The organism is Photobacterium angustum (assembly GCF_002954615.1).
Classification (GTDB): Bacteria; Pseudomonadota; Gammaproteobacteria; order Enterobacterales; family Vibrionaceae; genus Photobacterium; species Photobacterium angustum_A.
Genome location: NZ_MSCJ01000001.1, coordinates 2,043,878 through 2,065,654 on the forward strand (window position 1 = coordinate 2,043,878; position 21,777 = coordinate 2,065,654).

General features: G+C 40.2%; 23 protein-coding genes and 2 tRNA genes. 7 read left to right on the forward strand and 18 right to left on the reverse strand.

The annotated features are described in order from the left end of the window. Positions 1-81: 81 nt before the first annotated feature. The 11 genes from flgJ to BTO08_RS08930 all read right to left on the reverse strand — a co-directional run bounded on the left by flgJ (position 82) and on the right by BTO08_RS08930 (position 9,754). Complete coding sequence (gene flgJ / locus BTO08_RS08880; protein WP_105060718.1) at positions 82-1,068, reverse strand: flagellar assembly peptidoglycan hydrolase FlgJ; 987 nt, start codon at positions 1,066-1,068, stop codon at positions 82-84. Between the two features lie 42 nt (positions 1,069-1,110). Then, a complete protein-coding gene (locus BTO08_RS08885; protein WP_006646763.1) occupies positions 1,111-2,202 on the reverse strand; it encodes a flagellar basal body P-ring protein FlgI in 1,092 nt (363 codons plus the stop codon). A gap of 46 nt (positions 2,203-2,248) precedes the next feature. Beyond that, positions 2,249-3,019, reverse strand: coding sequence for a flagellar basal body L-ring protein FlgH (gene flgH, locus BTO08_RS08890; RefSeq protein WP_198038456.1), 771 nt, complete (start codon positions 3,017-3,019; stop codon positions 2,249-2,251). 55 nt (positions 3,020-3,074) lie between these two features. Continuing rightward, positions 3,075-3,863 (reverse strand): flagellar basal-body rod protein FlgG, encoded by a 789-nt coding sequence (flgG, locus tag BTO08_RS08895; protein ID WP_006646761.1) that lies wholly within the window; start codon positions 3,861-3,863, stop codon positions 3,075-3,077. Between the two features lie 16 nt (positions 3,864-3,879). Beyond that, positions 3,880-4,629, reverse strand: coding sequence for a flagellar basal-body rod protein FlgF (gene flgF, locus BTO08_RS08900; RefSeq protein ID WP_006646760.1), 750 nt, complete (start codon positions 4,627-4,629; stop codon positions 3,880-3,882). 175 nt (positions 4,630-4,804) lie between these two features. Continuing rightward, the gene (gene flgE / locus BTO08_RS08905; RefSeq protein WP_005370246.1) at positions 4,805-6,208 is read right to left on the reverse strand and encodes a flagellar hook protein FlgE; all 1,404 of its coding nucleotides are present in this window, start codon (positions 6,206-6,208) and stop codon (positions 4,805-4,807) included. 6 nt (positions 6,209-6,214) lie between these two features. Continuing rightward, entirely contained in the window at positions 6,215-6,940 is a 726-nt protein-coding gene (gene flgD, locus BTO08_RS08910) for a flagellar hook assembly protein FlgD (RefSeq protein WP_006646758.1), read from the reverse strand. A 17-nt stretch (positions 6,941-6,957) separates the two neighbouring features. Next, positions 6,958-7,374 carry a flagellar basal body rod protein FlgC gene (flgC, locus tag BTO08_RS08915; protein ID WP_045082774.1) on the reverse strand — a complete coding sequence of 139 codons (417 nt, stop codon included), beginning with the start codon at positions 7,372-7,374 and terminating at the stop codon, positions 6,958-6,960. Positions 7,375-7,376: 2 nt separating this feature from the next. Beyond that, the gene (gene flgB / locus BTO08_RS08920) at positions 7,377-7,772 is read right to left on the reverse strand and encodes a flagellar basal body rod protein FlgB (protein WP_005370239.1); all 396 of its coding nucleotides are present in this window, start codon (positions 7,770-7,772) and stop codon (positions 7,377-7,379) included. Between the two features lie 152 nt (positions 7,773-7,924). Continuing rightward, on the reverse strand, positions 7,925-8,752 hold the full coding sequence (locus tag BTO08_RS08925; RefSeq protein WP_045148043.1) for a CheR family methyltransferase: 828 nt from the start codon (positions 8,750-8,752) through the stop codon (positions 7,925-7,927). 66 nt (positions 8,753-8,818) lie between these two features. Next, positions 8,819-9,754, reverse strand: a complete 936-nt coding sequence (locus tag BTO08_RS08930) for a chemotaxis protein CheV (protein ID WP_105060720.1) — start codon at positions 9,752-9,754, stop codon at positions 8,819-8,821. A gap of 150 nt (positions 9,755-9,904) precedes the next feature. Here BTO08_RS08930 and flgA point away from each other — a divergent pair, with 150 nt between their 5' ends. From flgA to BTO08_RS08945, 3 genes are all read left to right on the forward strand, one after another. Continuing rightward, positions 9,905-10,612, forward strand: coding sequence for a flagellar basal body P-ring formation chaperone FlgA (flgA, locus tag BTO08_RS08935; protein ID WP_105060721.1), 708 nt, complete (start codon positions 9,905-9,907; stop codon positions 10,610-10,612). A 120-nt stretch (positions 10,613-10,732) separates the two neighbouring features. Beyond that, positions 10,733-11,044: a flagellar biosynthesis anti-sigma factor FlgM gene (gene flgM, locus BTO08_RS08940; protein WP_105060722.1), complete on the forward strand. Its 312-nt coding sequence runs from the start codon at positions 10,733-10,735 to the stop codon at positions 11,042-11,044. 35 nt (positions 11,045-11,079) lie between these two features. After that, the gene (locus BTO08_RS08945) at positions 11,080-11,508 is read left to right on the forward strand and encodes a flagella synthesis protein FlgN (RefSeq protein ID WP_105060723.1); all 429 of its coding nucleotides are present in this window, start codon (positions 11,080-11,082) and stop codon (positions 11,506-11,508) included. Positions 11,509-11,511: 3 nt separating this feature from the next. Here the strand turns inward: BTO08_RS08945 and BTO08_RS08950 are convergent, their stop codons facing one another. Together BTO08_RS08950 and BTO08_RS08955 are read right to left on the reverse strand one after the other, a co-directional pair. Then, complete coding sequence (locus tag BTO08_RS08950) at positions 11,512-11,973, reverse strand: LPP20 family lipoprotein (protein ID WP_105060724.1); 462 nt, start codon at positions 11,971-11,973, stop codon at positions 11,512-11,514. Between the two features lie 10 nt (positions 11,974-11,983). After that, complete coding sequence (locus tag BTO08_RS08955) at positions 11,984-12,619, reverse strand: FlgO family outer membrane protein (RefSeq protein ID WP_105060725.1); 636 nt, start codon at positions 12,617-12,619, stop codon at positions 11,984-11,986. Positions 12,620-12,763: 144 nt separating this feature from the next. Here BTO08_RS08955 and BTO08_RS08960 point away from each other — a divergent pair, with 144 nt between their 5' ends. From BTO08_RS08960 to BTO08_RS08970, 3 genes are all read left to right on the forward strand, one after another. Continuing rightward, entirely contained in the window at positions 12,764-13,900 is a 1,137-nt protein-coding gene (locus BTO08_RS08960; protein ID WP_105060726.1) for a flagellar assembly protein FlgT, read from the forward strand. Positions 13,901-13,946: 46 nt separating this feature from the next. Beyond that, positions 13,947-14,023, forward strand: a tRNA-Arg gene (locus BTO08_RS08965). A 373-nt stretch (positions 14,024-14,396) separates the two neighbouring features. Next, positions 14,397-14,936, forward strand: a complete 540-nt coding sequence (locus tag BTO08_RS08970) for a hypothetical protein (RefSeq protein WP_105060727.1) — start codon at positions 14,397-14,399, stop codon at positions 14,934-14,936. 100 nt (positions 14,937-15,036) lie between these two features. Here BTO08_RS08970 and BTO08_RS08975 read toward each other — a convergent pair. After that, positions 15,037-15,112, reverse strand: a tRNA-Ala gene (locus BTO08_RS08975). A 203-nt stretch (positions 15,113-15,315) separates the two neighbouring features. On the opposite strand from BTO08_RS08975, the gene BTO08_RS08980 reads away from it, so the two are divergent. Next, positions 15,316-15,852, forward strand: coding sequence for an LA_2272 family surface repeat-containing protein (locus BTO08_RS08980; protein ID WP_105060728.1), 537 nt, complete (start codon positions 15,316-15,318; stop codon positions 15,850-15,852). A 61-nt stretch (positions 15,853-15,913) separates the two neighbouring features. Here BTO08_RS08980 and gltX read toward each other — a convergent pair whose 3' ends face one another. From gltX to ligA, 4 genes are all read right to left on the reverse strand, one after another. After that, positions 15,914-17,338, reverse strand: coding sequence for a glutamate--tRNA ligase (gltX, locus tag BTO08_RS08985; protein ID WP_105060729.1), 1,425 nt, complete (start codon positions 17,336-17,338; stop codon positions 15,914-15,916). A gap of 149 nt (positions 17,339-17,487) precedes the next feature. Beyond that, positions 17,488-17,706: a hypothetical protein gene (locus tag BTO08_RS08990; protein ID WP_105060730.1), complete on the reverse strand. Its 219-nt coding sequence runs from the start codon at positions 17,704-17,706 to the stop codon at positions 17,488-17,490. A gap of 154 nt (positions 17,707-17,860) precedes the next feature. After that, positions 17,861-19,210, reverse strand: a complete 1,350-nt coding sequence (locus BTO08_RS08995; protein WP_105060731.1) for an OprD family outer membrane porin — start codon at positions 19,208-19,210, stop codon at positions 17,861-17,863. A 527-nt stretch (positions 19,211-19,737) separates the two neighbouring features. After that, a complete protein-coding gene (ligA, locus tag BTO08_RS09000) occupies positions 19,738-21,750 on the reverse strand; it encodes an NAD-dependent DNA ligase LigA (protein ID WP_105060732.1) in 2,013 nt (670 codons plus the stop codon). Between the last annotated feature and the right edge of the window lie 27 nt (positions 21,751-21,777).

The window sequence follows — 21,777 nt, forward strand, 5'->3', positions numbered from 1 at the left end:
CTAAAAAACTTCCATCAAATATTATTTGATAGAATATAAATGTTTTATTTTAATTCGCTTTTATTTATATATCCCTTCTTTTTACATTAATGTTTTCACCTTTTTCATTACTGCTAATACTTTATTACTGTAATTAGGATCGGTGGCATATCCTGCTTTATGTATTTCACGAATAAATTGATTCGGCTCACCACTGTGTTTTAACGCAGTTGAATAACGTGGGTTCTGTTGTAAGAACTTCACAAAATCTTGAAAGCTATCTTGATAAGAACCATAAGATCGAAACGCCGCATTTTCTTGTACAGCAACACCGTTATGATATTCCAATGTTCGCGTGGCAACCTTTTGCCCACTCCAACGTGGATCAGCTTTGATATTAAATAGGTTGTTACTTGTTCCTGCCGCATTTTTGATCACTTTTTTACCCCAGCCTGTTTCTAACGCCGCTTGCGCTATCAACATTGCGGGATCGGTTCCCAAAGCGCGTGCCGCTTTAGTCGCATACGGTGCCATATGATCAACAAATGCTTGTGGCGTTTCAAAACGATCAGGTTCAGGTTGTCGTAATGGTGGCTGAACATCAGCTGTTTGTAATCGCTGCTTATATTTTTCTAATACCTGTTGTGCCGCAACACTGTTGTGATCTTCTCGTTGCGGTAGTTTTAATGGCTGGGATTTATTATCGATTGGGCGAATCTGCAGTGGATCCGTATTGTCTTTTTTCGGGAATAAATCTGTTGTTGGTGTATGCGGCTTTTGCTCGTTATCTTCGCCACCCAATTGCTTAACAATCATATCAGCCAAGCCCAAACTTCCAGTGGTGCTTAGCTGAGATGACATCTGCTCATCATGCATTTGCTGATAAAACTTGCTGTTATTGCTGCTCATTAAATCAGATTCAAACGCTTCGTTCGCTTCGCGCATTGACTTAAATAACATCTGAGTAAAGATAGACTCAAACTGATTAGCCGCCTGACGCAATGATCCCTTTGAATCTTCGCCAATACCCGCACGTAGACGGTCTAGGTTACTAATATCATGGACAAAACCGGGATCAATTTGCTTCATATTACAATCCTTGTTAATTACTTTTTACTTAAATCATCAGTGTTAAATAATGATTAACTGTCCTTCAATGGCACCCGCTTGTTTCAGCGCTTGCAAAATTGCCATTAGATCTGATGGCGCGGCGCCCACTTGATTCACCGCTCGAACAAGCTCATCTAACGACACGCCCGGCTCAAACTTAAACATGCGTGCATCAGATTGTTGTACGTTGATATTACTGTTCTCAACCACGGTCGTTTCACCACCAGCAAAAGCGTTGGGTTGACTCACCTGTGGGTTTTCTTTAATGGATACTGTCATGCCACCATGCGTAATTGCCGCAGGCTTTAACTTCACATGCTGGCCAATAACAATGGTACCAGTACGTGAGTTAACGATAATTTTGGCTGAGCCTTCTGCAGGATCAAACTCTAAGTTTTCAACTGTTGATAGGAACGCAACTCGCTGGCTAACATCGCGTGGTGCTCGCACTTTTATTGATGTTGCATCGACAGCTGATGCCATTTGAGGCCCTAAAAACTGATTAATAGAATCTGCCATACGTTGTGCCGTAGTAAAATCTGAATCATGCAGGTTAAAGGTTAAGTAATCACCGCGTCCAAATGGGTTTGGTACTTCTTGTTCAACCATTGCACCGTTAGAGATTCGACCTACCGTTGGCGTATTACCGATAACTTTAGAGCCATCTGCCCCTTCTGCACTAAAGCCACCAACGACCAATGTACCTTGAGCTATTGCATAAACCTTGCCATCTAAACCTTTTAAGAAAGTTTGCAATAACGTACCACCTCGTAAACTCTTGGCAGAACCAATAGAAGATACCGTAACATCAATGCTTTGACCTTGTTTGGTAAAAGGGGGCAAAGTGGCATTAACGGCAACAGCGGCAACGTTTTTGATCTTTGGCTTTGTACCTACCGGCAATTGAATGCCGAAATTTTGCAGCATGGCATTAAAGCTTTGATCGGTGAAAGGTGTTGTCTCGCCCGTACCAGGTAAACCAACGACTAAACCATAACCGACAAGTTGGTTACTACGAACTCCTGCAACGGAAGCAACATCTTTGATACGTGCCGCATCAACAGTGCCAGATAATAAAATTAATCCAGTAATAATAATTGCGCGAAAATTCAATGGATTCTCCTGTCCCTGACGCTATGTTTTGACAAAAATTGGCTGATTAGAAAGCAACGTTAAAGAAACGTGATAACCAATTTTGCTCTTGAATATCTTGGCGATCACCTGTACCTGAGTATTGGATCCGCGCATTAGAAATACGTGTTGATGCAATAGTATTATCTTGGCTAATATCGTCAGGTCTAATATGTCCGCTAACCCGAATATATTCTTCGCCAGTGTTAAGCATTAGCCATTTTTCACCACGTACAACCAAGTTACCGTTATTTAAAACCTCAACCACTTCAACTGAAATAGAACCTTTAATACTGTTACTTTGATCGGCAGAAGTAGAGCCTGCAAATGTGTTATTGTTCGACATGCCATAAGACAAGCTATAATCACGAATGGTGACGGGTTTACCCCCTAGCTCTATTGGCTTCATATTTAAATCGGTAGATTTATCTAAATCTGAGCTTGCACTCTTTTTCGCTGCGGTTTTTTCTTCTAATAAAATTGTGACGATATCACCAATACCACGAGGCTTAGTGTCGTCATACAGATCTTGTACTTGTGATTGATTAAACAAAGAGCCTGTTGCTGTTGCGTAATGCTCAGGTTTATCTTGTGGACGAACAGGATTCCAAGCGGGATCGCCCGCTTCTGGATCTTCGCGTTTACGGATCCGATCAATAAGCCCTTTCGACTCTTTCTCTTTACCTTCTACCGCATCAACATTGGTGGTGGCTTTTTCAATATCACTGCCAGCAACATCAGGTGGTGTAGATACACAGCCTGTTAATGCCAAACTTAATAGAAGTAATGATCTTTTCATCCACTGACGATTCATTTTATTTACCTGAGCGCAATTCATTCATTACCACCAATCATTACAATTGCTGGTTAACGTAACTCAACATCTGATCAACAGTTGAAATCACTTTCGAGTTCATCTCATAAACACGTTGTGCTTCAATCATATTCACAAGCTCTTCCGTTACGTTTACGTTGGACGTTTCAAGCATAGATTGGCGAATAGAGCCGTATCCTTCTAAGCCCGGTGTCCCTTCTTGAGGATCGCCGCTAGCGCCTGTTGGTAAGAATAAGTTCTGACCGATAGGCTCCATACCGCCTGGGTTAATAAAGTCGACGGTGGTAATTTGCCCTAACACTTGGTTTTCTTGCTCACCACGAATACGGGCAGAAACTTCACCATCAGTACCAACAGTAATGCCTACCGCATCTTCAGGTACCACAATCTCAGGCTGTACAGGATAGCCACTACCACTGGTAACTAATTGACCTTCAGAGTTAATCGTGAACTGACCATTACGGGTATAACCTATGTTGCCATCAGGTAATAGCACTTGGAAAAAGCCATCACCTTCGATCATCATATCCATAGCGTTATTAGTGGTTTGAGTATTACCTTGGGTAAAGACTTTTTGTGTCGCAACCACTTTTGAACCCGCTCCCAACATTAAACCTGTTGGTAGTGTTGTATCTTGGGTTGACTGGCCACCCGGTTGATTAATATTTTGATAAAAGAGATCTTCAAAAACCGCGCGACCTTTTTTAAACCCAACAGTTGAGGCGTTAGCCAAGTTGTTAGAGATAGTCGAGATATTTGTCTGCTGCGCGTCAAGACCGGTTTTACTTACCCATAGTGCTGGATGCATTGTTCTGTCCTTTTAATTAGCCAATACGCATAAGAGAAGAAGAGGCTTTATCCATTTCTTCTGCGGTTTTCATCAGTTTTACTTGCATTTCAAAGTGGCGCTGAAGATCAATCATGCTGGTCATTTCAGAAACCGCATTCACGTTACTGCCTTCAAGCATACCTTTCGCCAGTGTTACACTGGCATCTGCATCAAGCGGAATACGCTCGCCGATGGATTTAAATAAACCATCAGTATCTTTAAACAGCGCTTGGTTATCAGGTTTAACCAATTTAATACGATCAACAACTGCAATTGCATCAGGCGGCGCACCTTGTGGTAAAACAGACACCGTACCGTCTTTACCAATTTCAATTTTACTGATCGGAAGTGGGATAAAAATAGGACTGTCGTTTTGGCCTAACACCAATTGACCATTACTGTTTTGTAACATGCCTGTTTGATCAATTTTCAAATGTCCAGCACGGGTGTAAGCTTCTTGGCCTTTTACATCCATAACAGCAAGCCAACCATCGCCTTCTACTGCAACGTCTAAATCCCGCCCTGTATTGATCACTGAGCCTTGTGCAAAATCATTACCTGGACGTTCAGCCATTGAAAACACACGGCTAGGTAGACCTTCACCATAGGCTTGCATACTACGCGCCTGTTGTAAGTCTGCACGAAAGCCTGTTGTACTGACATTCGCCAAGTTATTGGCATGTACTTGCATACCATACATATCTTGTTTTGCGCCACTCATGGCAAGATACAGAGCACGATCCATTTTTTTGACACTCCTATTATCTAACAGCATCAATAAAGCAAAAACTACGCCAATTATATTTATTGTTTAATAACAGTGTATTGAGAGAAAAAGAGAAGGAAGATAATACAGGAGGGAAAAAAATTGCCGCTTCAACGAAAAGGTAAAACGGCAATAGGACTGTAAAGGATAAACCTTAACGAATTTGTAGAATATTCTGTTGTAGCTGGTTATTCACATCTAGTGCACGAGAGCTCGCTTGGAAGTTACGTTGCGCGGTGATCAAATCCACCAGCTCTTGGGTCATATCAATATTTGATTGTTCAAGCGTTCCGCTTTTAACAGAGCCAAATGAGCCTTGAGATGCATCACCCCAAATCGCCTGACCTGATTCTTGGGTGGTATTCCAAAGCGTACCACCTAACTGTGCTAACCCTTGCTCATTAGAAACGCGCGCTAAGGCAACACGTCCTACAACGATATCTTTACCATTTGAATAAGACGCCAAAATATTGCCTTCAGGATCGATATCAACTTTCGATAAATAGCCTGTTGTCGCGCCGTCTACATCTTGGAATTTACGCACTTCAAACGCTGAAGCATATTGAGTGGGATCATCATAGTTCATGGTTAATGATTGTGTAGGATCAGCACCACCGACATCAATACCAGCAGAAGCAAATGTCTCCATTTGAATATTTAATGGGCTTGCTGGTGTTGGTGGTATTGCAGGTGTTGCTGTTGGATCACCAGGGTCTCCTGGATAAGGCTGACCATTTTGATCAAATCGCATACGATAACCTGTCACCACTGGAGCAGTAGGATCTGTATTATCAATAACTTGATAAGCAGGAGGTATTTTTGTCGGATCTGGTTTTAATAATCGCTCTTCGCCACTGTTATTAGTAACAGTTTGGTGTACTTCCCATGTATTAGCATTGGTTGGAACGGCATTAGGATCATATTTAGCGACATAATAAGTCGTCATTTTATACGGTTTACCTAATGAATCGTAAATCGTTGATGACGTAGATTTATTGAAAGAATCTGGGTCTTTAAAATCAAATGAATTGCTTTTTGGTGCTGTTTCTTTATTGGGTAAATTCAAAGACACTTTGATCGTGCCTGACTTTGTTGGCTGACCAAACACATCATCAATTTTCATCGATTTTGCTTCATAAGAAGCCACGGTATTTGAATCTTTATTGACAGGGTAACCTAATAAGAACTTACCTTCAGAGTTAACTAACTCATTTTCATTATTTAAATGAAATGCACCATTACGGGTAAGGTTGTTATTCGCAGGTTCATTTTTATTATCTGCCACAGCAAAAAAACCCGAACCAGAGACACGTAAATCTAACGGGTTATTGGTGTAAATACTGGAACCTTCGTGGAACTGCTGAGCAACTGTTGAGGTTTGTACGCCCCCACCCGTTGTGGTTTTTGCATTAGAGAAAATCGAATTAGAATAGACATCACCAAATTCAGCACGTGATTCTTTAAAACCAAAGGTGTTGGCATTGGCTATGTTATTACTGGTGGTATTTAGATCTTTTTGAGCTGCACCTAAACCGCTCAACGCAATGTTCATACTCATATTCGATTATCCTTTTTGTGTTGCTTTGCCAATTTGTAGAACATCAGCCAACTGAACTGGCTTATCGAAGCCAGCAAGATTTAACATCACCTGACCGTCGTTATTCCCTAATAAAACGCTATTCACGTTTGCGTGTGTAAGCACTTCAAAATTCTGGCTTTCGCCTTTTACATTGCCTGACACAGAAAACTTATACATTCCTTGCGGCATAATGTTGCCATCATCATCTTTGCCATCCCATGTAAAGGGATGTTCACCGGCTGATTTAGCACCAAGACTCATGGTTTTGACCAATTCACCTTGTTCATTTTCAACGCGCAACATAGCGTTATCAACGCTTTGCGTTAAACGCGTCATGCCAGACATTTCGCCTTCACTACTGCGCATTGCGGTTGAATTAGGAATAAGTACATCTTGTCCAACAAGAGAAGAAGCTTGTAGTGCTTGATTTGATGTCATTGCACTATTTAATGAGCCAAACTGCTCATTCATTTTGTTAATGCCATCAACGGTGGCGAATGATGCCATTTGCGCGATCATTTGATCATTACTCACAGGTTTAAACGGATCTTGCTGTGCTAATTGTTTGGTTAGCAATGATAAGAAATCATCTTGCTTCAGCTGATTTTTTCCTGTGACTTCTTGCTCTTGTTCGACTTTCTTATCTTGCATGCTTTTTAGCTGGTCAAGGTAAGAAAGATTGCTGTTTCCTGCACCATTAATTGTGCTCATAATGACAACTCCTTACCTTATTTACCCATCTGCAAGGTTTTCATTAGCATCTGCTTACTCGCATCGGCTACCTGAACATTATTTTGATATGAGCGAGATGCCGAAATCATATTCGCCATTTCTTCCATCACATTAACGTTGGGCTTATAAATAAAGCCTTCAGCATTTGCCATCGGATGCTCTGGATTGTATTCAGCTGATAACGGCTTATCACTTTCAACAATGCCTTTAACTTGCACAGGCACGCTGCTACTTTGGTGATAAGACGCAGAATTTAATGCAGCGGCAAAAATAGGATGGCGGGCTTTATAAGTTTCTTCTGCTGAGCTACTGACACTATTGGCGTTAGCAAGATTACTTGATGTGGTATTTAAACGTACGGATTCAGCACTCATTGCCGATCCCGTTACATTAAAAACATTAAATAAACTCATTATTATTCCCCTTTCAATGCCTTGCTCAGGTTCTTAAATTTCGAACCTAAAAAATCCAGCGATGCTTGATATTCAATACTATTTTGCATAAACAAGTTTTGCTCTAGTTGTGCATCCACCGTGTTGCCATCCCCTGTATCCGGCTGTGTTGGCACGCGATATTTTTGCTCGCCACTGACTTGTGTAGAGGCATTAATGTGCCGCCCATTTGTTCGGCTTAGGCCAATATCTGCCCCAGATGTTGCCGCTTTAAGCGCTCGACTGAAGTCTAAATCTTTTGCTTTATAGCCCGGAGTATTGGCATTAGAGATATTACTCGCAAGGGTTTCTGCACGTTTTTCACGTACACCAACAGTATACTGATGAACCCCTAATGCTTTATCGAACGAAATGGACATATCTTGCCTCCACAATTACTTAGCAGTAATAAAGCAAAGACAGTGCCAATTTTAAGAATTGAGAAATTAAGAAGATGGTTGGTTACTAGAGAGGATAATAATTAACTAAAAAGCGCTACACGCAATATTAACAAGCGGTAGCGCTTCTTCAATTAACGGAGTTTATAAATGATGCCTGGGTTACAACGGATCATTTCAAATTTTTCCGTTAACCCTGTTAGCGACTCTGATGCCCCTAAGAACAAATAGCCGCCAGGGTTTAAGCTTGCCGCTAATTGATTTAATACTTTCGATTTCATTTCTGGTGAGAAATAAATCAAAACATTACGACAGAAAATGATGTCAAACTTTCCCAGCAATGCATAACTATCTTTAAGATTTTGCGGCCTAAAATTAACCATTTGTTTAACTTTATTGTTAACTCGCATACGGCCATCACCATTGTCTTCAAAAAACATACGGCGACGTTCCGGCGATAGCCCTCGGCTTAAAGCAAGATTGTCATACACACCTGCTCGGCATGTTTCCAGCATCGTCTGTGAGATATCGGTTGCTGTAATTTGAATAGATGGCAGTAAACCAGGGCGCTTAGCTTGGGTTTCCAACACAGTCATCGCCATCGAATACGGTTCTTGACCTGATGAACTTGCCGCAGACCAAATTTTGATCGGTTTTTTATTTGCTGCAAGTTCTGGCAAAATTTTGTCAGATAAAACAGTAAAAGGATAACCGTCACGAAACCACAATGTTTCATTGGTTGTCATTGCATCAACGGCGGCAATACGTAGTTCACGATTACGACCAGATAATACATTCTGCAACAAGTCTGAAAGCGACGATAAAGAAAAACGATTCACTAACGGGCTTAAACGACTGCGTACTAAATATTGCTTGCTATCGCCTAATACGATGCCACATTGTGACTCAAGAAAACGGCAAAATTCACGATATTCTTGGTCATTTACAGTTACTGCTGTCATTTACAACTCTTCTTTGTCAGTACGTTCAGCATTAAATGCTCAATAATTTATTATAATTTTTAACGGTTACGCCGATTCGATTGCTCTATCAGGCATTGCCCCTTTAACAGCTCGACCCAATTCGTCTGGGTTAAATTTAGGAATAAAGGCATTTGCTCCTACACGTTCAACCATGGCTTGGTTAAACACACCGCTTAATGATGTATGTAAAATAACATGTAAGTCTTTTAATTTAGGATCATTTCGTATTTCAGCGGTTAATGTGTACCCGTCCATCTCTGGCATTTCAATATCAGAAATAATCAATGCTAGTTGATCATAAATAGAACCTTGGGCAGCCATTTCACGCAATTTAATAATCGCTTCTTTACCATCTTTTACGAGTACACATTCACAACCAATCGCTTCTATCGCTCGTTGTACCTGCTTACGCGCCACAGTTGAATCATCGGCAACAAGAACACGACGCACTACTGGGCCATTTTCAACCAACTCTTCGAGCACAGTTCCTGTGATATTGGTATTAACTGGGGAGATCTCATCGAGAATTTTTTCAACATCTAAAATCTCAACTAATTCACCGTCTATTTCCGTCACAGCTGTCAAATAATTACTTCGACCAGCCCCTTGAGGAGGAGGAAGAATCGATTCCCAATTCATGTTAATAATGCGTTCAACAGAAGACACAAGGAAGCCTTGAATAGAGCGATTAAATTCCGAAATAATAATAAAGCAGTTAGTTAAATCGGTTATCGGACGCCCACCGGTAGCTAAGCTCATATCAATAACAGAAATTGTTTGTCCTCGAATATGAGCAACACCTTTAATCAATGGATGTAAATTCGGCATTGATGTTAACTGGGGACATTGCAGAACTTCTTTAACTTTAAAAACGTTAATACCATAACGTTGACGTCGATTAAGACGAAATGTCAGCAGCTCTAAACGGTTTTGCCCGACTAATTGTGTCCGCTGGTTAACTGAATCTAAAATACCTGTCATTGGATAAACTCCCTGTCGTGTTATAAATCGCGCTCGCGAACACACTTTATCCACTCACGATCACATCTGATAAATAATCAAGATATTAGAATATCTAGCTATAACTTGGAATGTTATAGTAATTCTAACCATGACCAAAGAGCATTTACCGTGACAAGCCACAGAGATCAAAAACTCTTGCCAATTTTTATCGGCCTTTTGCTATTTTTCTTTAGTACAAATATCTTCGCTTCCGATTATAACGTGCTAGATTCCGTGGAAAAAGCCGCTGAAAACCTAATAAAACAGCAAGTTACCTTACCAGAAAAAGGGAAATTAAAAGTTACAGCAGCAGAGCTTGATAACCGTCTTCGCTTTTCTACTTGTTCGGCACCACTTGAAGCCACTCTCCCCGGCAAACAAAACTTAAGTGGTAATGTTACTGTACTTGTTAAATGCCCTACCGAAAACTGGCAGCTTTATGTCCCTGTAAACGTGCAATTAACACTACCTAAAGTTGTTGCTAGTGTTGCTCTTGGTCGAGGCATGGTTATTACTCGAGATAAACTTTCCATTCAAATGGTTGAAAGTCGTTTTCAACGAGGCAATAGCTTTGAAGATCCTAATGAAATCATAGGATCAAAAGTTAAACGCTCAGTAAAATTAGGAGAAATGATCCAAGCCCGTGATATTTGTTTAGTATGTCGTAACGACACTGTCATTATCCGTGCCGGAACAGGCGGACTAAATATAGTAACAGAAGGTAAAGCGCTGTCTGACGGGGCTATCGGTGAAGAGATCCGAGTTCAGAATAGAACATCAAGACGCATGATTGATGCTATTATTACCGCAGTTGGTGAAGTAACCGTAAAGTATTAGTCAGAAAAGTTTATTGCGCATGATGATAAATAAATCATTTTATCTTCATAATATTTACTAAAGTCTGTTCACACTTTGCCGATAGCTAGGTATCACAGTTAATTATCAAGGTAAAACATTATGGCAAGTATTGATCACCTACGTGGTGGACAACCTGTAAATACCACACGTGTTGGCCAACAAAAAACAACCACAACGGAAGAGCAAACTACCACGTCAAACATTGCTAAAGAGCAACATGACGAAGTATCTTTAAGCTCTCAAGGTAAAGCTGTGGGACAAATTCATCAACAATTAGCAACAGAGCCAAGCTTTGATGCTGGAAAAGTGGCAGAGATCAAACAAGCAATTGCAAATGGCTCATATACTATTGATGCCGATAAACTTGCATCAAATATGTTAAAGTTCGAAGACGAGCTTAATGGGCTTTAAGATAACATTTGCATACTAAAATTGAGATCAGCGTAATGAAACAGACACTTGGTCAACTGCTTGAAGTTCAACAAACCACCTTATTGTCTTTAATCGATCTTCTCAAACAAGAAAGAGTGGCAATCACTCGCCGCAAGGCATTAGAAATTGAACAAATTGCCAAAGAGAAGTTAGATCTGATCTACAAAGTCCAACAACACGATTATTTATTGTCTTCCCATGAAGAGCGCGAACAGTTAACGCAGATCGACGAATACCAAACACAAGTGAATACGATTCAAGATCTAGTTAAAGAATGCCAACAATTTAATGATATCAATGGCGAAGTATTACAGCGCGCTCACCTCAGCTTTCATAAGCTAAATAATTTATTCCAGCAAAGTCGTGGGCGGCACCAAATGACCTACAATTGTGATGGTATCGCACAAAATGTTCGTTCATTAGGCACCAACCTAAAAGCGTAATCGTTAAAACATAACTTCTTGTTTATTTGGTACATGAAACACTTCACCGTGTTGCTTCATTCGTTCCATCAAACCAATATTTAACTCCATTTCAGTGACATAACTGTCACCGACAGGATAGCTGCGAATAATTTTTGCCCCACGAATAACGCCATCTACTGCTCCATCTGTACTTTCATATCCTAACTGCTGATCATCAAGCGATGTGGTTGCACTAATGCGTAATCCATAAATTTGCTCTGATAATTCGCGGTAAGCATCTAACTTAGAAGCGCGCATTGCACGAATACTTTTTTCTTCTTTGGTTCGCCCTTTTTGCTCACTAATTGAAGCATACCCTACAGCTTGGATCACATCTTTACTTTTAGTTAAGTCTGGGCCCGGAACCGTTGAACTGCCTGATGTTGTATTAGTACAACCTGACAGTAATAACATCGCAGCAGCTAAAGCCACATAATATTTCATTGTTACTTCCTTACGGCTTTAAAATTACATTATTATCAGGACGGTTACGCACATCTGTACGCATAATTACCCCATTTCGTAACTGAATTTTATTCATAAAATCCAAATCTCGACCAATACGCTCTGCCGGAAGAAAACCCTGTGCTGTAGCAATAACCACATTTGAGCGCATACCGATAATTCGAGCATTAATGAGCACACCACCACTTTGACGCAGCATTGTGCCTGTTAGTACATAATCAACAGGTTGCTGTGACGCTAATTCTTTCCAGTTACGACTAATACTAAAATCGCCACTACGCGTCACTTTAATTACCCCTGTTGACTTATAGTCAACCACTGTAAAACCACGCTGCTGCATTTGGTACATGAAGTTTTCACTCACCACATTACCTAACCAGTTGGTTTCTGTCATATCTTGTAAATCGACAAATGAGGTGACTGCTAATGGCGTGCTCGCCGTTAAATATTGATTCGACATTACCAATTGATTAGCTAATCCTTCAATAAAATAATCAACGGTATGTCTTGGCGTGTCTGATAAAGAATAGGCGCCTGATGAGTATTTCTCTTTACCGTTATAAACCGGAGGTGCGGCACAAGCAGTCATCGCTAACGACAACACAATTACAATCCACTTATTCATTACTTACCCGCCCTCAAATATTGTTTTCTTTATATCGTATGAACATTTAAATTCTTTAATACAAGAGCCTAATTGGGAACACTCTTTGCATTCACTTTTTCATCGAACTATTAAAAAGCAAAAAACATACCTAAATGGGCTTTTATGAATAAAAATTTTTTACGCAGCTTAAGTGCACTTTGTTTGTTTTTTTCATGCTATAGCTCAGCCCAATGGGTTGAAGTAACAGGTGAAGCTGTCATTTTAGAAAGTGAAGAAACAGCACGTGTTAATGCACTAGAAGATGCGGTATATCAAGCAATGAAACATGCAGGCGGTGAAATAGCGACACTTCCGTCATTAAAACCTTATTTCGCAGAGCCTAAACAGCAATACCGTTTTAGTGGTAATGAAATCCGTAACGTAACGGTTCTTGAACAAAAAAAAGCAGGCGGCAAAATGTATGTCACCAGCCGTGTCGATATTTACCCATCGGCAAAAAGTTGCCACAAGACCCAGTATAAAAAAGGCATTCTATTAGGCAGTTTTTCAATTGCTGAGCCACAACAAGCAGCCATGGGTAGCGTTTATAAAATAGGCACTGATTTCGCTTCAATACTCGGAAAGCAAATTCAAAAACGTTCACAAAGCTTTATTGTTACTGGTAAAACAACCGTCCCTTTCAGTGCAACTCAAGCATCAGCAATGACGATGCTGGCTGAAGATCACGATGCGCAATATTTAATTGGTGGTGAAATAACAGATTTGACCGCTACCCTTGATGAAAAATTAGTTAAGAAAGATCAAGTCAATCGCCAGTTTGCGGTTTCACTGGAAATAATGGACGGTAAAACAGGAGAGATCATCTACCAAAATAGCTACCGTGAAATTGGGTTATGGCCGTTTTCTCGCTCAAGCCATGTAGATACCAAATCAGCACGTTTTTGGGTTTCACCTTATGGACAGAGTATTCAACGGATCAGCCAAAATATGATGCTCGATATTGAAAGTGCGCTCTCTTGCCGAGCCAGCCTCCCAGAAGTCATCAACATCCATAATAATGTTGCGCAAATGAACGTTGGTCGTGTTCATGGTGTAAAACAAGGTGATAAATTAAAACTTTGGCATAGTGCTGGGTTTATTGACCAAAAAGGTATACCACGGAATCGGATGGTTGATACAAAAATTAGCTTAACCGTTGGTCGCGTTTATGAAAAGTCAGCAGAACTTATTGTTAATCAACCAGAATTAGCAGCAAGCATTCAACCTGGTGATTTACTAACCAAGCAGACGCGACGTTAAGAGTATTCCCTTATATTTTTAAAAATATACCGTATAATACTCAAATGCTTCCTTAGCTCAGATGGATAGAGCGTCCCCCTCCTAAGGGGAAGGCCACTGGTTCGACTCCAGTAGGGAGCGCCATATTTTTCAAAGGCTTAGCGATTTTTTATTGCTAAGCCTTTTTTATATCCATACGATTTAGTGTCGTAACAATACAATATAGATTCTGTATTGATAACTTCATATCATCAAAAATTTAATATCACTATAAATTGCTCTTCTTTAATTAATCTACTTTATAAGTTGTGATTAGCCTTATTTATTCAGGCTAATAAACTGATTCACCCATTATCACCAAAAGAGTTTTTAATGTTTTAAATCAATGAAATAGATTTATTTACCTTAGTATTTGAAACATAATGTTACAATATTTGAACATTGTTTTTTATTGTTTTGTGTTTATACTGCCAGCACTTCATAACTCTCATGTTATGCGCTTGTTTAGGACATTATTATGAAAATGAAATTAGCATCTCTTATTGTATCTGCCGCTCTTCTTGCCCCTGCAGCAGCTATGGCTAACACACCGGTTCAGCTTTCAGTACCTGGCGTAAACCTACCAGCAGGTAACGTTACAGGTGTTCGCTTAAATGCTTTATATGGGCATACCGCTTCTGTAACAGGTGTAAACTTCTCATTATTAGGTCTTTCAGATATTGATACATTCAAAGGTCTAAACTTTGGCCTAGCATTTGGTGTGAACCGTACTCGTTCGATGATGACAGGTCTTGAATTCGGTCTTGCGAACTGGAATGACGGTAATGCTAAAGGTGCTGATTTTGGTGCTGTAAACTATACTGCAGGCAACTTTACAGGTGCACAGTTCGGTACGTTTAACTACGCAGGAACACTAAATGGTCTACAGTTTGGCTTAGTTAACGCAACCGATCATATTAATAAAGGTATTCAGATCGGTCTGATTAACTATGATAAGTCTGGCACTTTCGTAAGTAATAGCTTACCTGTATTCCCTATTGTAAATGCGCGATTCTAAGATTTCGCTATAACTATAAAGAGCCTCGCCATTGTGCGAGGCTTTCTTTTTAAATAAATTTAGATGTAAAAAAATCTCGCACAAGGCGAGGTTTAAAATTTGGTGGAGCTAAGCGGGATCGAACCGCTGACCTCTTCGCTGCCAGCGAAGCGCTCTCCCAGCTGAGCTATAGCCCCAAAACAGGAATACAATAAAATCTCACTGCATCAGTGTCAACATAACTATAAAGATATAACTATATTTGTGAATTAACTCAAGATATGCGCCTAATAAACATCAAATAATCACTCCTATATCATTTACTTACCATTGACACCTCTAGTAATAAAGTACGGTTAAATATCTTTAATGGTGACGACTAACCTTAAGGATTATTTTCATGAAGCTTCAACTGACCTCTCTTTTACTCGCAACAGCAATTTGTGCGCCATCCGTTTACGCTGATACTCCAGTACAACTTTCTGTTCCAACAATTAACTTGCCAGCTGGTGATGTATCAGGTGTTCGAGTAAGTGCACTTTATGGTCGAAGCCATAATGTGAAAGGGTTAAATTTTTCCGTTCTTGGTCTTTCTGATATTGACAACTTTACAGGTATTAACCTTGGTTTGTTCTATGGTGCAAACCGCACTCGGACAAGTATGAAAGGGTTTGAATTAGGTTTAGCAAACTTTAATGGCGGAACAGCAAAAGGTGCTGATGTAGGTCTTTTAAACTATACGGAAAGTAATTTCACAGGTGCGCAATTGGGACTCTTTAATTATTCTGGTAGCTTAAATGGACTTCAATTGGGCTTTATGAATGCAACGAATCACATCAATAAAGGTATTCAAATCGGTTTAATCAACTTCGACCGTTCTGGTACTTTCGTCAGCAAAGATCTTCCTGTTTTCCCAATTGTGAACGCAAGGTTCTAACTACCAGATATAAAAAAACGGAGCATTAATGCTCCGTTTTTTTATTTAATGTTTAACAAGCTTATGCGTTTGCTTCACGCTCTGCAATAAATGCTAATGCCATTTTGATACGAGCTACAACACGCTCTTTACCAATAAGCTGCATAACAGCATCAACAGAAGGTGACTGACCTTGACCTGTAACAGCTACACGTAAAGGCATACCCACTTTACCCATACCTAGCTCAAGTTCTTCACACACTTGGGCAATAACGGCATGAAGATTTTCTGTTGTCCACTCATCAAGTGCTTCAACTTTAGCAAGTGCAAGCGCTAACGCTTCTTTCGCAACAGGACGTAAGTGTTTTTTCGCCGCACCAGCTTCAAACTCACTAAAGTCTTGGTAGAAGTAACGAGATTGTTCAGCAAGTTCGATCAATGTATTACAACGCTCACCCACTAACGTGATCACATCTGTAATAGCAGGACCATTTTCAATAGAAATTTCTTTCTGATCTAAGTGCCATTGTAGGTACTTAGCAACATATTCAGGCTCAGCTGTTTTGATGTAATGGTTGTTTAGCCATAATAGCTTGTCAGTATTAAATGCAGATGCTGACTTACTTACTGACTCTAGGCTAAATAGATCAATCATCTCTTGTAGTGAGAAAATCTCTTGATCGCCATGAGACCAACCTAGACGAACTAAGTAGTTCAGTAGTGCTTGTGGCAGGTAACCATCATCACGGTATTGCATTACACCTACAGCGCCATGACGCTTAGATAATTTCGCGCCATCATCACCTAGAATCATTGCACAGTGTGCAAACTCAGGTACAGGTGCACCTAGTGCTTTATAGATATTAATTTGACGAGGCGTATTGTTAATGTGGTCTTCACCGCGAACAACTTGAGTAATACCCATATCCCAGTCATCGATAACCACACAGAAATTGTATGTTGGGCTACCATCTGTACGACGAATGATAAGATCATCAAGCTCACTGTTCGCAATTTCGATGTGACCACGGATTTTATCATCAAAAACTACCGTCCCTTCTTTAGGGTTACGGAAGCGAATACAGAATGGTGAATCTTCTGTCGCAGCGGCATTAGCTGCAACAATTTTAGGGTGGTTTGCATCGTAGCGAGGTTTAATGCCAGCTGCCATTTGCTCTTCACGGATTTCGTCAAGAAGCTCTTTCGGGCAGTAACACTTGTACGCTTTGTCTTCTGCTAGTAGTTGATCAACCACTTCGTTGTAACGATCAAAACGCTTAGTTTGGTAGTAAGGACCTTCATCCCAGTTAAGCTCTAGCCACTCCATACCTTCCATAATCGCGTCGATAGCTTCTTGAGTTGAACGCTCTAGATCCGTATCTTCAATACGAAGTACAAACTCGCCGCCCATATGTTTAGCGTATAACCATGAGTAAAGTGCAGTACGAGCACCGCCTACGTGCAAAAAGCCAGTTGGACTTGGTGCAAAACGAGTTTTAACCGTCATTGGAATTACCTTATGAATGAAGGACTACACAGTAAGGACTACTGTGTCTTATCTAATGAGGAGTATTTTAGCACTGTGGGGTAAATCTACAATAATCAAATAAAATGGTATAAACCCATTCATAGATCTATACCATTAAAAACTATCCGCTATAAGATGGTTTTACCACCATTGCTATCACAGAAGTACTGCGGAACAAAGACATCTTGCTCTTGTCCACGACGGTCAATGTAAACACAGCGATAGATTGAAACACTTTGCGCACCATTACCACCATTCATACCTCCACTACCACCACAGCTTTCTGCATGAGCCAATGAAGATAAAACAGATAAAGTAAAAAACGAAATAAATAAAAATACTTTCATTACTTCTCCCATAAAGTGAGTTAAATCACAATAATTATAGAAATGGGAAAAAGTCTTATCTTCTTTTCTAGTGTTTTTTTTTCTTTATTCTTAAAAAAAAGAAAAGCCAGTATCCTAAGATACTGGCTTTAATTTAACTAATTTAAGTTACTAATTACTTTACAGAGAAAGGAATTGTTAGAGTAACTTTGATATCAGACTCATCTTGGAATGCGTTAGTGTAACCAGTCCAGTTTGGAGCATCTGAATCGTTGTAGTATTTGGTGTAGTGCATACCTAGGTTAGCACCTTTAAGCGCACCACCTTGAATAGCATAGCTTGTAAATACACTTGCTGCGTATTCTTTAAGCTCTTTGTAATCTGCAACTTCAGCACCTAGACCAAATGCGCCACTGATACCAGCGTTTAGACCTGGAGCACCGATGTCCGAGAAGTCACGAGATACAGATGCGAAACCTGCAAATTCGCCATTATGGTTGAAGTCAGAACGGTTGTTCCACCAAATCTCGTAAGCACCGTTTGATTGACCGTATCCTTGAGTTGGACGGTATGCGAACCAGTTACCATCTTCACCAGCGTCAGTGTATGTTGCTTCAACACGCATAGAGTAAGGACCAGCAGCCCAAGATGTTAACATTGCCAATTGGTAACCGTAATCATCTTCGTACTGCTTGCTATCTTTAACTACGTAAAGCTGTGGAGAGTAGTAGAAACCACCTTCAGTTGTTGCTTTAAATTTGAAGTGTGCAATTGAACGCTCATCAAGGTTTGCGTATGCAGTGTCAATACTCATACCGTTACCAAAGCCGTAACGAAGACCTACAGAGTAAAGTGTTGAACCTTCGCCATCAGCATATGAACGCATTTCATCAGTATACTTGTACCATGGAGCTTTATATTGGTCAGCAACAACTAAACCAAGCGCTAGGTCACCAAAGTTTGCACCGATTTCACCACCTAGGTATGTACCAGGAGCGAATGACCAGTTAACACCTAGAGCACTAGGTACAGAAGGCTGGAAGTAACCTAACTTAGCGTTTGCGTTAGCACCAAGCTTGAATTTAAGAGCAGCAGTTGAAACAGAAACGCCACCTTTTTCTTTTTTATCCCAATGTGCTTCATCCCATGTGCGATCCCATGGTAGGAAGTTCATCTCATGGCCAGTACCGCCATCGTTAAACATATCCCACGTAGAGTAAACAACAAGGTCTAAACCAACTACATCTGCAACATAACCAGAGTTAAAACCAAGATTCATAAATACAGAACCGTGGTTAAGGTTAGTTTCTTTTGGAGTATTGTTACCAGCAGCGTCTACATTACCACGCTCACGATCGCGGAACCAAAAGTTCACATTACCGCTGATAGTTGATTCATTGAAGAATGCGATTTCTTCTTGGATAACTGGAGAAGAAACATTCATTTCTTCTGCAGTAGCTGGCATTGCTACTGCACCTAACATTGCTGCTGATAAAGCAGAAACTTTAAAAAACTTTGATTCCATGGAATAACTCCTAAAAGATATAAGCTGTTTACCTGTAACCTGAAAGGTTGGCCGCCGAAGGCTACAAGTAAATCTCCCATATGTTAGCCGAATCAATTCGACCAATTCATATTTTTTGTTCAAAATTGAACTTTATGTAACTTCGTTATTAAGACTACTTTCGCAGCGCAAAACATCAATAAGAACTTACTTTCTTGTGTTAAAAATTTGATTCAGTGCAAAGTTTCCGGCCTATAGTGATCCAGTTCAAATGTTTTCACAAACAGGAATAAATCAATCACAAACAATAACTTATATGAATAACAGCATATATATGTGACCCTGATCTTGTTTTCTTTATTATTGAAACACCTGTATTTTTTTGGAAACAAACTGTTAACATAAATATTTATTATTAATTAGAAAACATCTATAACTCGTATTGATCACACAGTTATATACACTGTTTCATTTAATTCATAAAAAAAAGCCGCCCAAAATGGAGCGACTTTTTTTGTAACAAGATTTATCAACCTTATAAAAAGGTATTAAGCCATCAGATCAACGAGCTTTTGTTCATCCCAGATCTCAATACCTAGCTCTTGCGCTTTCGTTAATTTAGAACCCGCAGCTTCACCTGCCACTAATAAATCAGTTTTCTTCGAAACACTGCCTGTGACTTTTGCACCTAATTTTTGTAATGCTGCTTTCGCATCAGAGCGAGTTAATTGAGATAAAGATCCAGTTAGTACGACCACTTTACCATCAAGCGGTAATTCGACATCCTCATCAATTTTTTCAATTTCAGGCCAATGTATCCCAACTTCTTGTAACTCATTCACAACGACCATGTTGTGCTCTTCACGAAAGAAATTAAAAATATGCGCAGCAACAATACCGCCCACATCCGGCACTTCAATTAACTGCTCTTTCGTTGCTTGGCTAATTGATTCTAATGTCTCAAAGTAATTTGCTAGGTTTGCGGCAGTAGCTTCACCTACTTCACGGATACCTAGTGAGTAAATAAAACGAGGTAATGTTGTCAGTTTTGAAGCATTTAGCGCATCAACCAGTTTTTGAGCTGATTTAGGTCCCATTCGCTCAAGTACCGTCACTTCTCCTGCACTGAATTTAAACAAATCAGCAGGCGTTGTTACCATTTCACGATCAACAAGTTGCTCAATCACCTTTTCGCCACAACCATCAACATCTAATGCTTTACGTGATACGAAGTGTTTTAAAGCTTCTTTTCGCTGTGCTTGACAGAAGAGTCCACCAGTACAACGTGCGACGGCTTCGCCTTCAATACGTTCAACCTTTGACTGACAAACAGGGCACTCTGTTGGAAATACAATCGCTTGTGCATTTTCAGGTCGACGAGACTCAACCACTGAAGCGATTTGTGGAATAACATCACCAGCACGACGAATAATAACAGTATCGCCAATCATTACGCCTAAACGCGCCACTTCATCGGCATTATGTAGTGTCGCATTACTGACTGTTACGCCGCCCACAAAAACAGGTTCAAGTTTAGCAACGGGTGTAATTGCACCTGTACGTCCAACCTGAAACTCTACATTGTTTAGGATTGTCATCTCTTCTTGGGCTGGGAATTTATAAGCAATTGCCCAACGAGGTGCTCTAGCAACAAAGCCAAGCTGTTGCTGTGTATCAACATCATCAACCTTAATCACCACACCATCAATTTCATAGCCTAGTGATTGGCGTTTTTCACCAATACTCTGATGATAACTAATCACATCTTCAATACTGTCAACTTTGCGAATTTCTGGGCACATTGGAAGCCCCCATGCTTTTAACTGACACAGGCGTTCATATTGCGTATTGGCAAGTTCACGTCCATCGACAACACCGACAGCATAGGCATAAAAGCTTAATGGTCGCGTCGCGGTAATTTTAGGATCTAGCTGACGTAAGCTACCAGCAGCTGCATTTCGTGGATTTGCAAATGCCTTATCACCTTTTTTAAGCGCTTTGGCATTTAATGCTTCAAACCCTTTTTTAGGCATAAAGACTTCACCGCGAACTTCTAATCGTTCAGGCCAATCGTCACCTTGAAGCTTTAAGGGAATAGCGCGGATAGTACGCACATTATGAGTGATATTTTCACCTGTTGCGCCGTCACCACGGGTTGCTGCTTGTACTAACACACCATTTTCATACATTAGGCTCACAGCAAGACCGTCTAATTTAGGCTCACAGCAGTAACTAAGTGTTGCTCCTGAACGCAAGCGATCTTGTAAACGTTTTTGAAATGCACGTAAATCATCATCATTAAACGCATTGTCTAACGAAAGCATCGCGATCTCATGTTTAACTTGAGTAAACCCCTCTAACGCAGCACCACCAACACGCTGGCTTGGAGAATCAACCGTTACCCATTCAGGATGATCAGCTTCGATCTTTAATAATTGCTGCATCATACGATCATATTCAGCATCAGGGATTTCTGGATTATCTTCAACGTAATAACGATGACCGTGGTAATCGAGTTGCTGTCGTAGCGTTAATAATTGTTGCTGAAGGTCAATACTCATTTTTTTCTACCTGACAAATCTTGATAG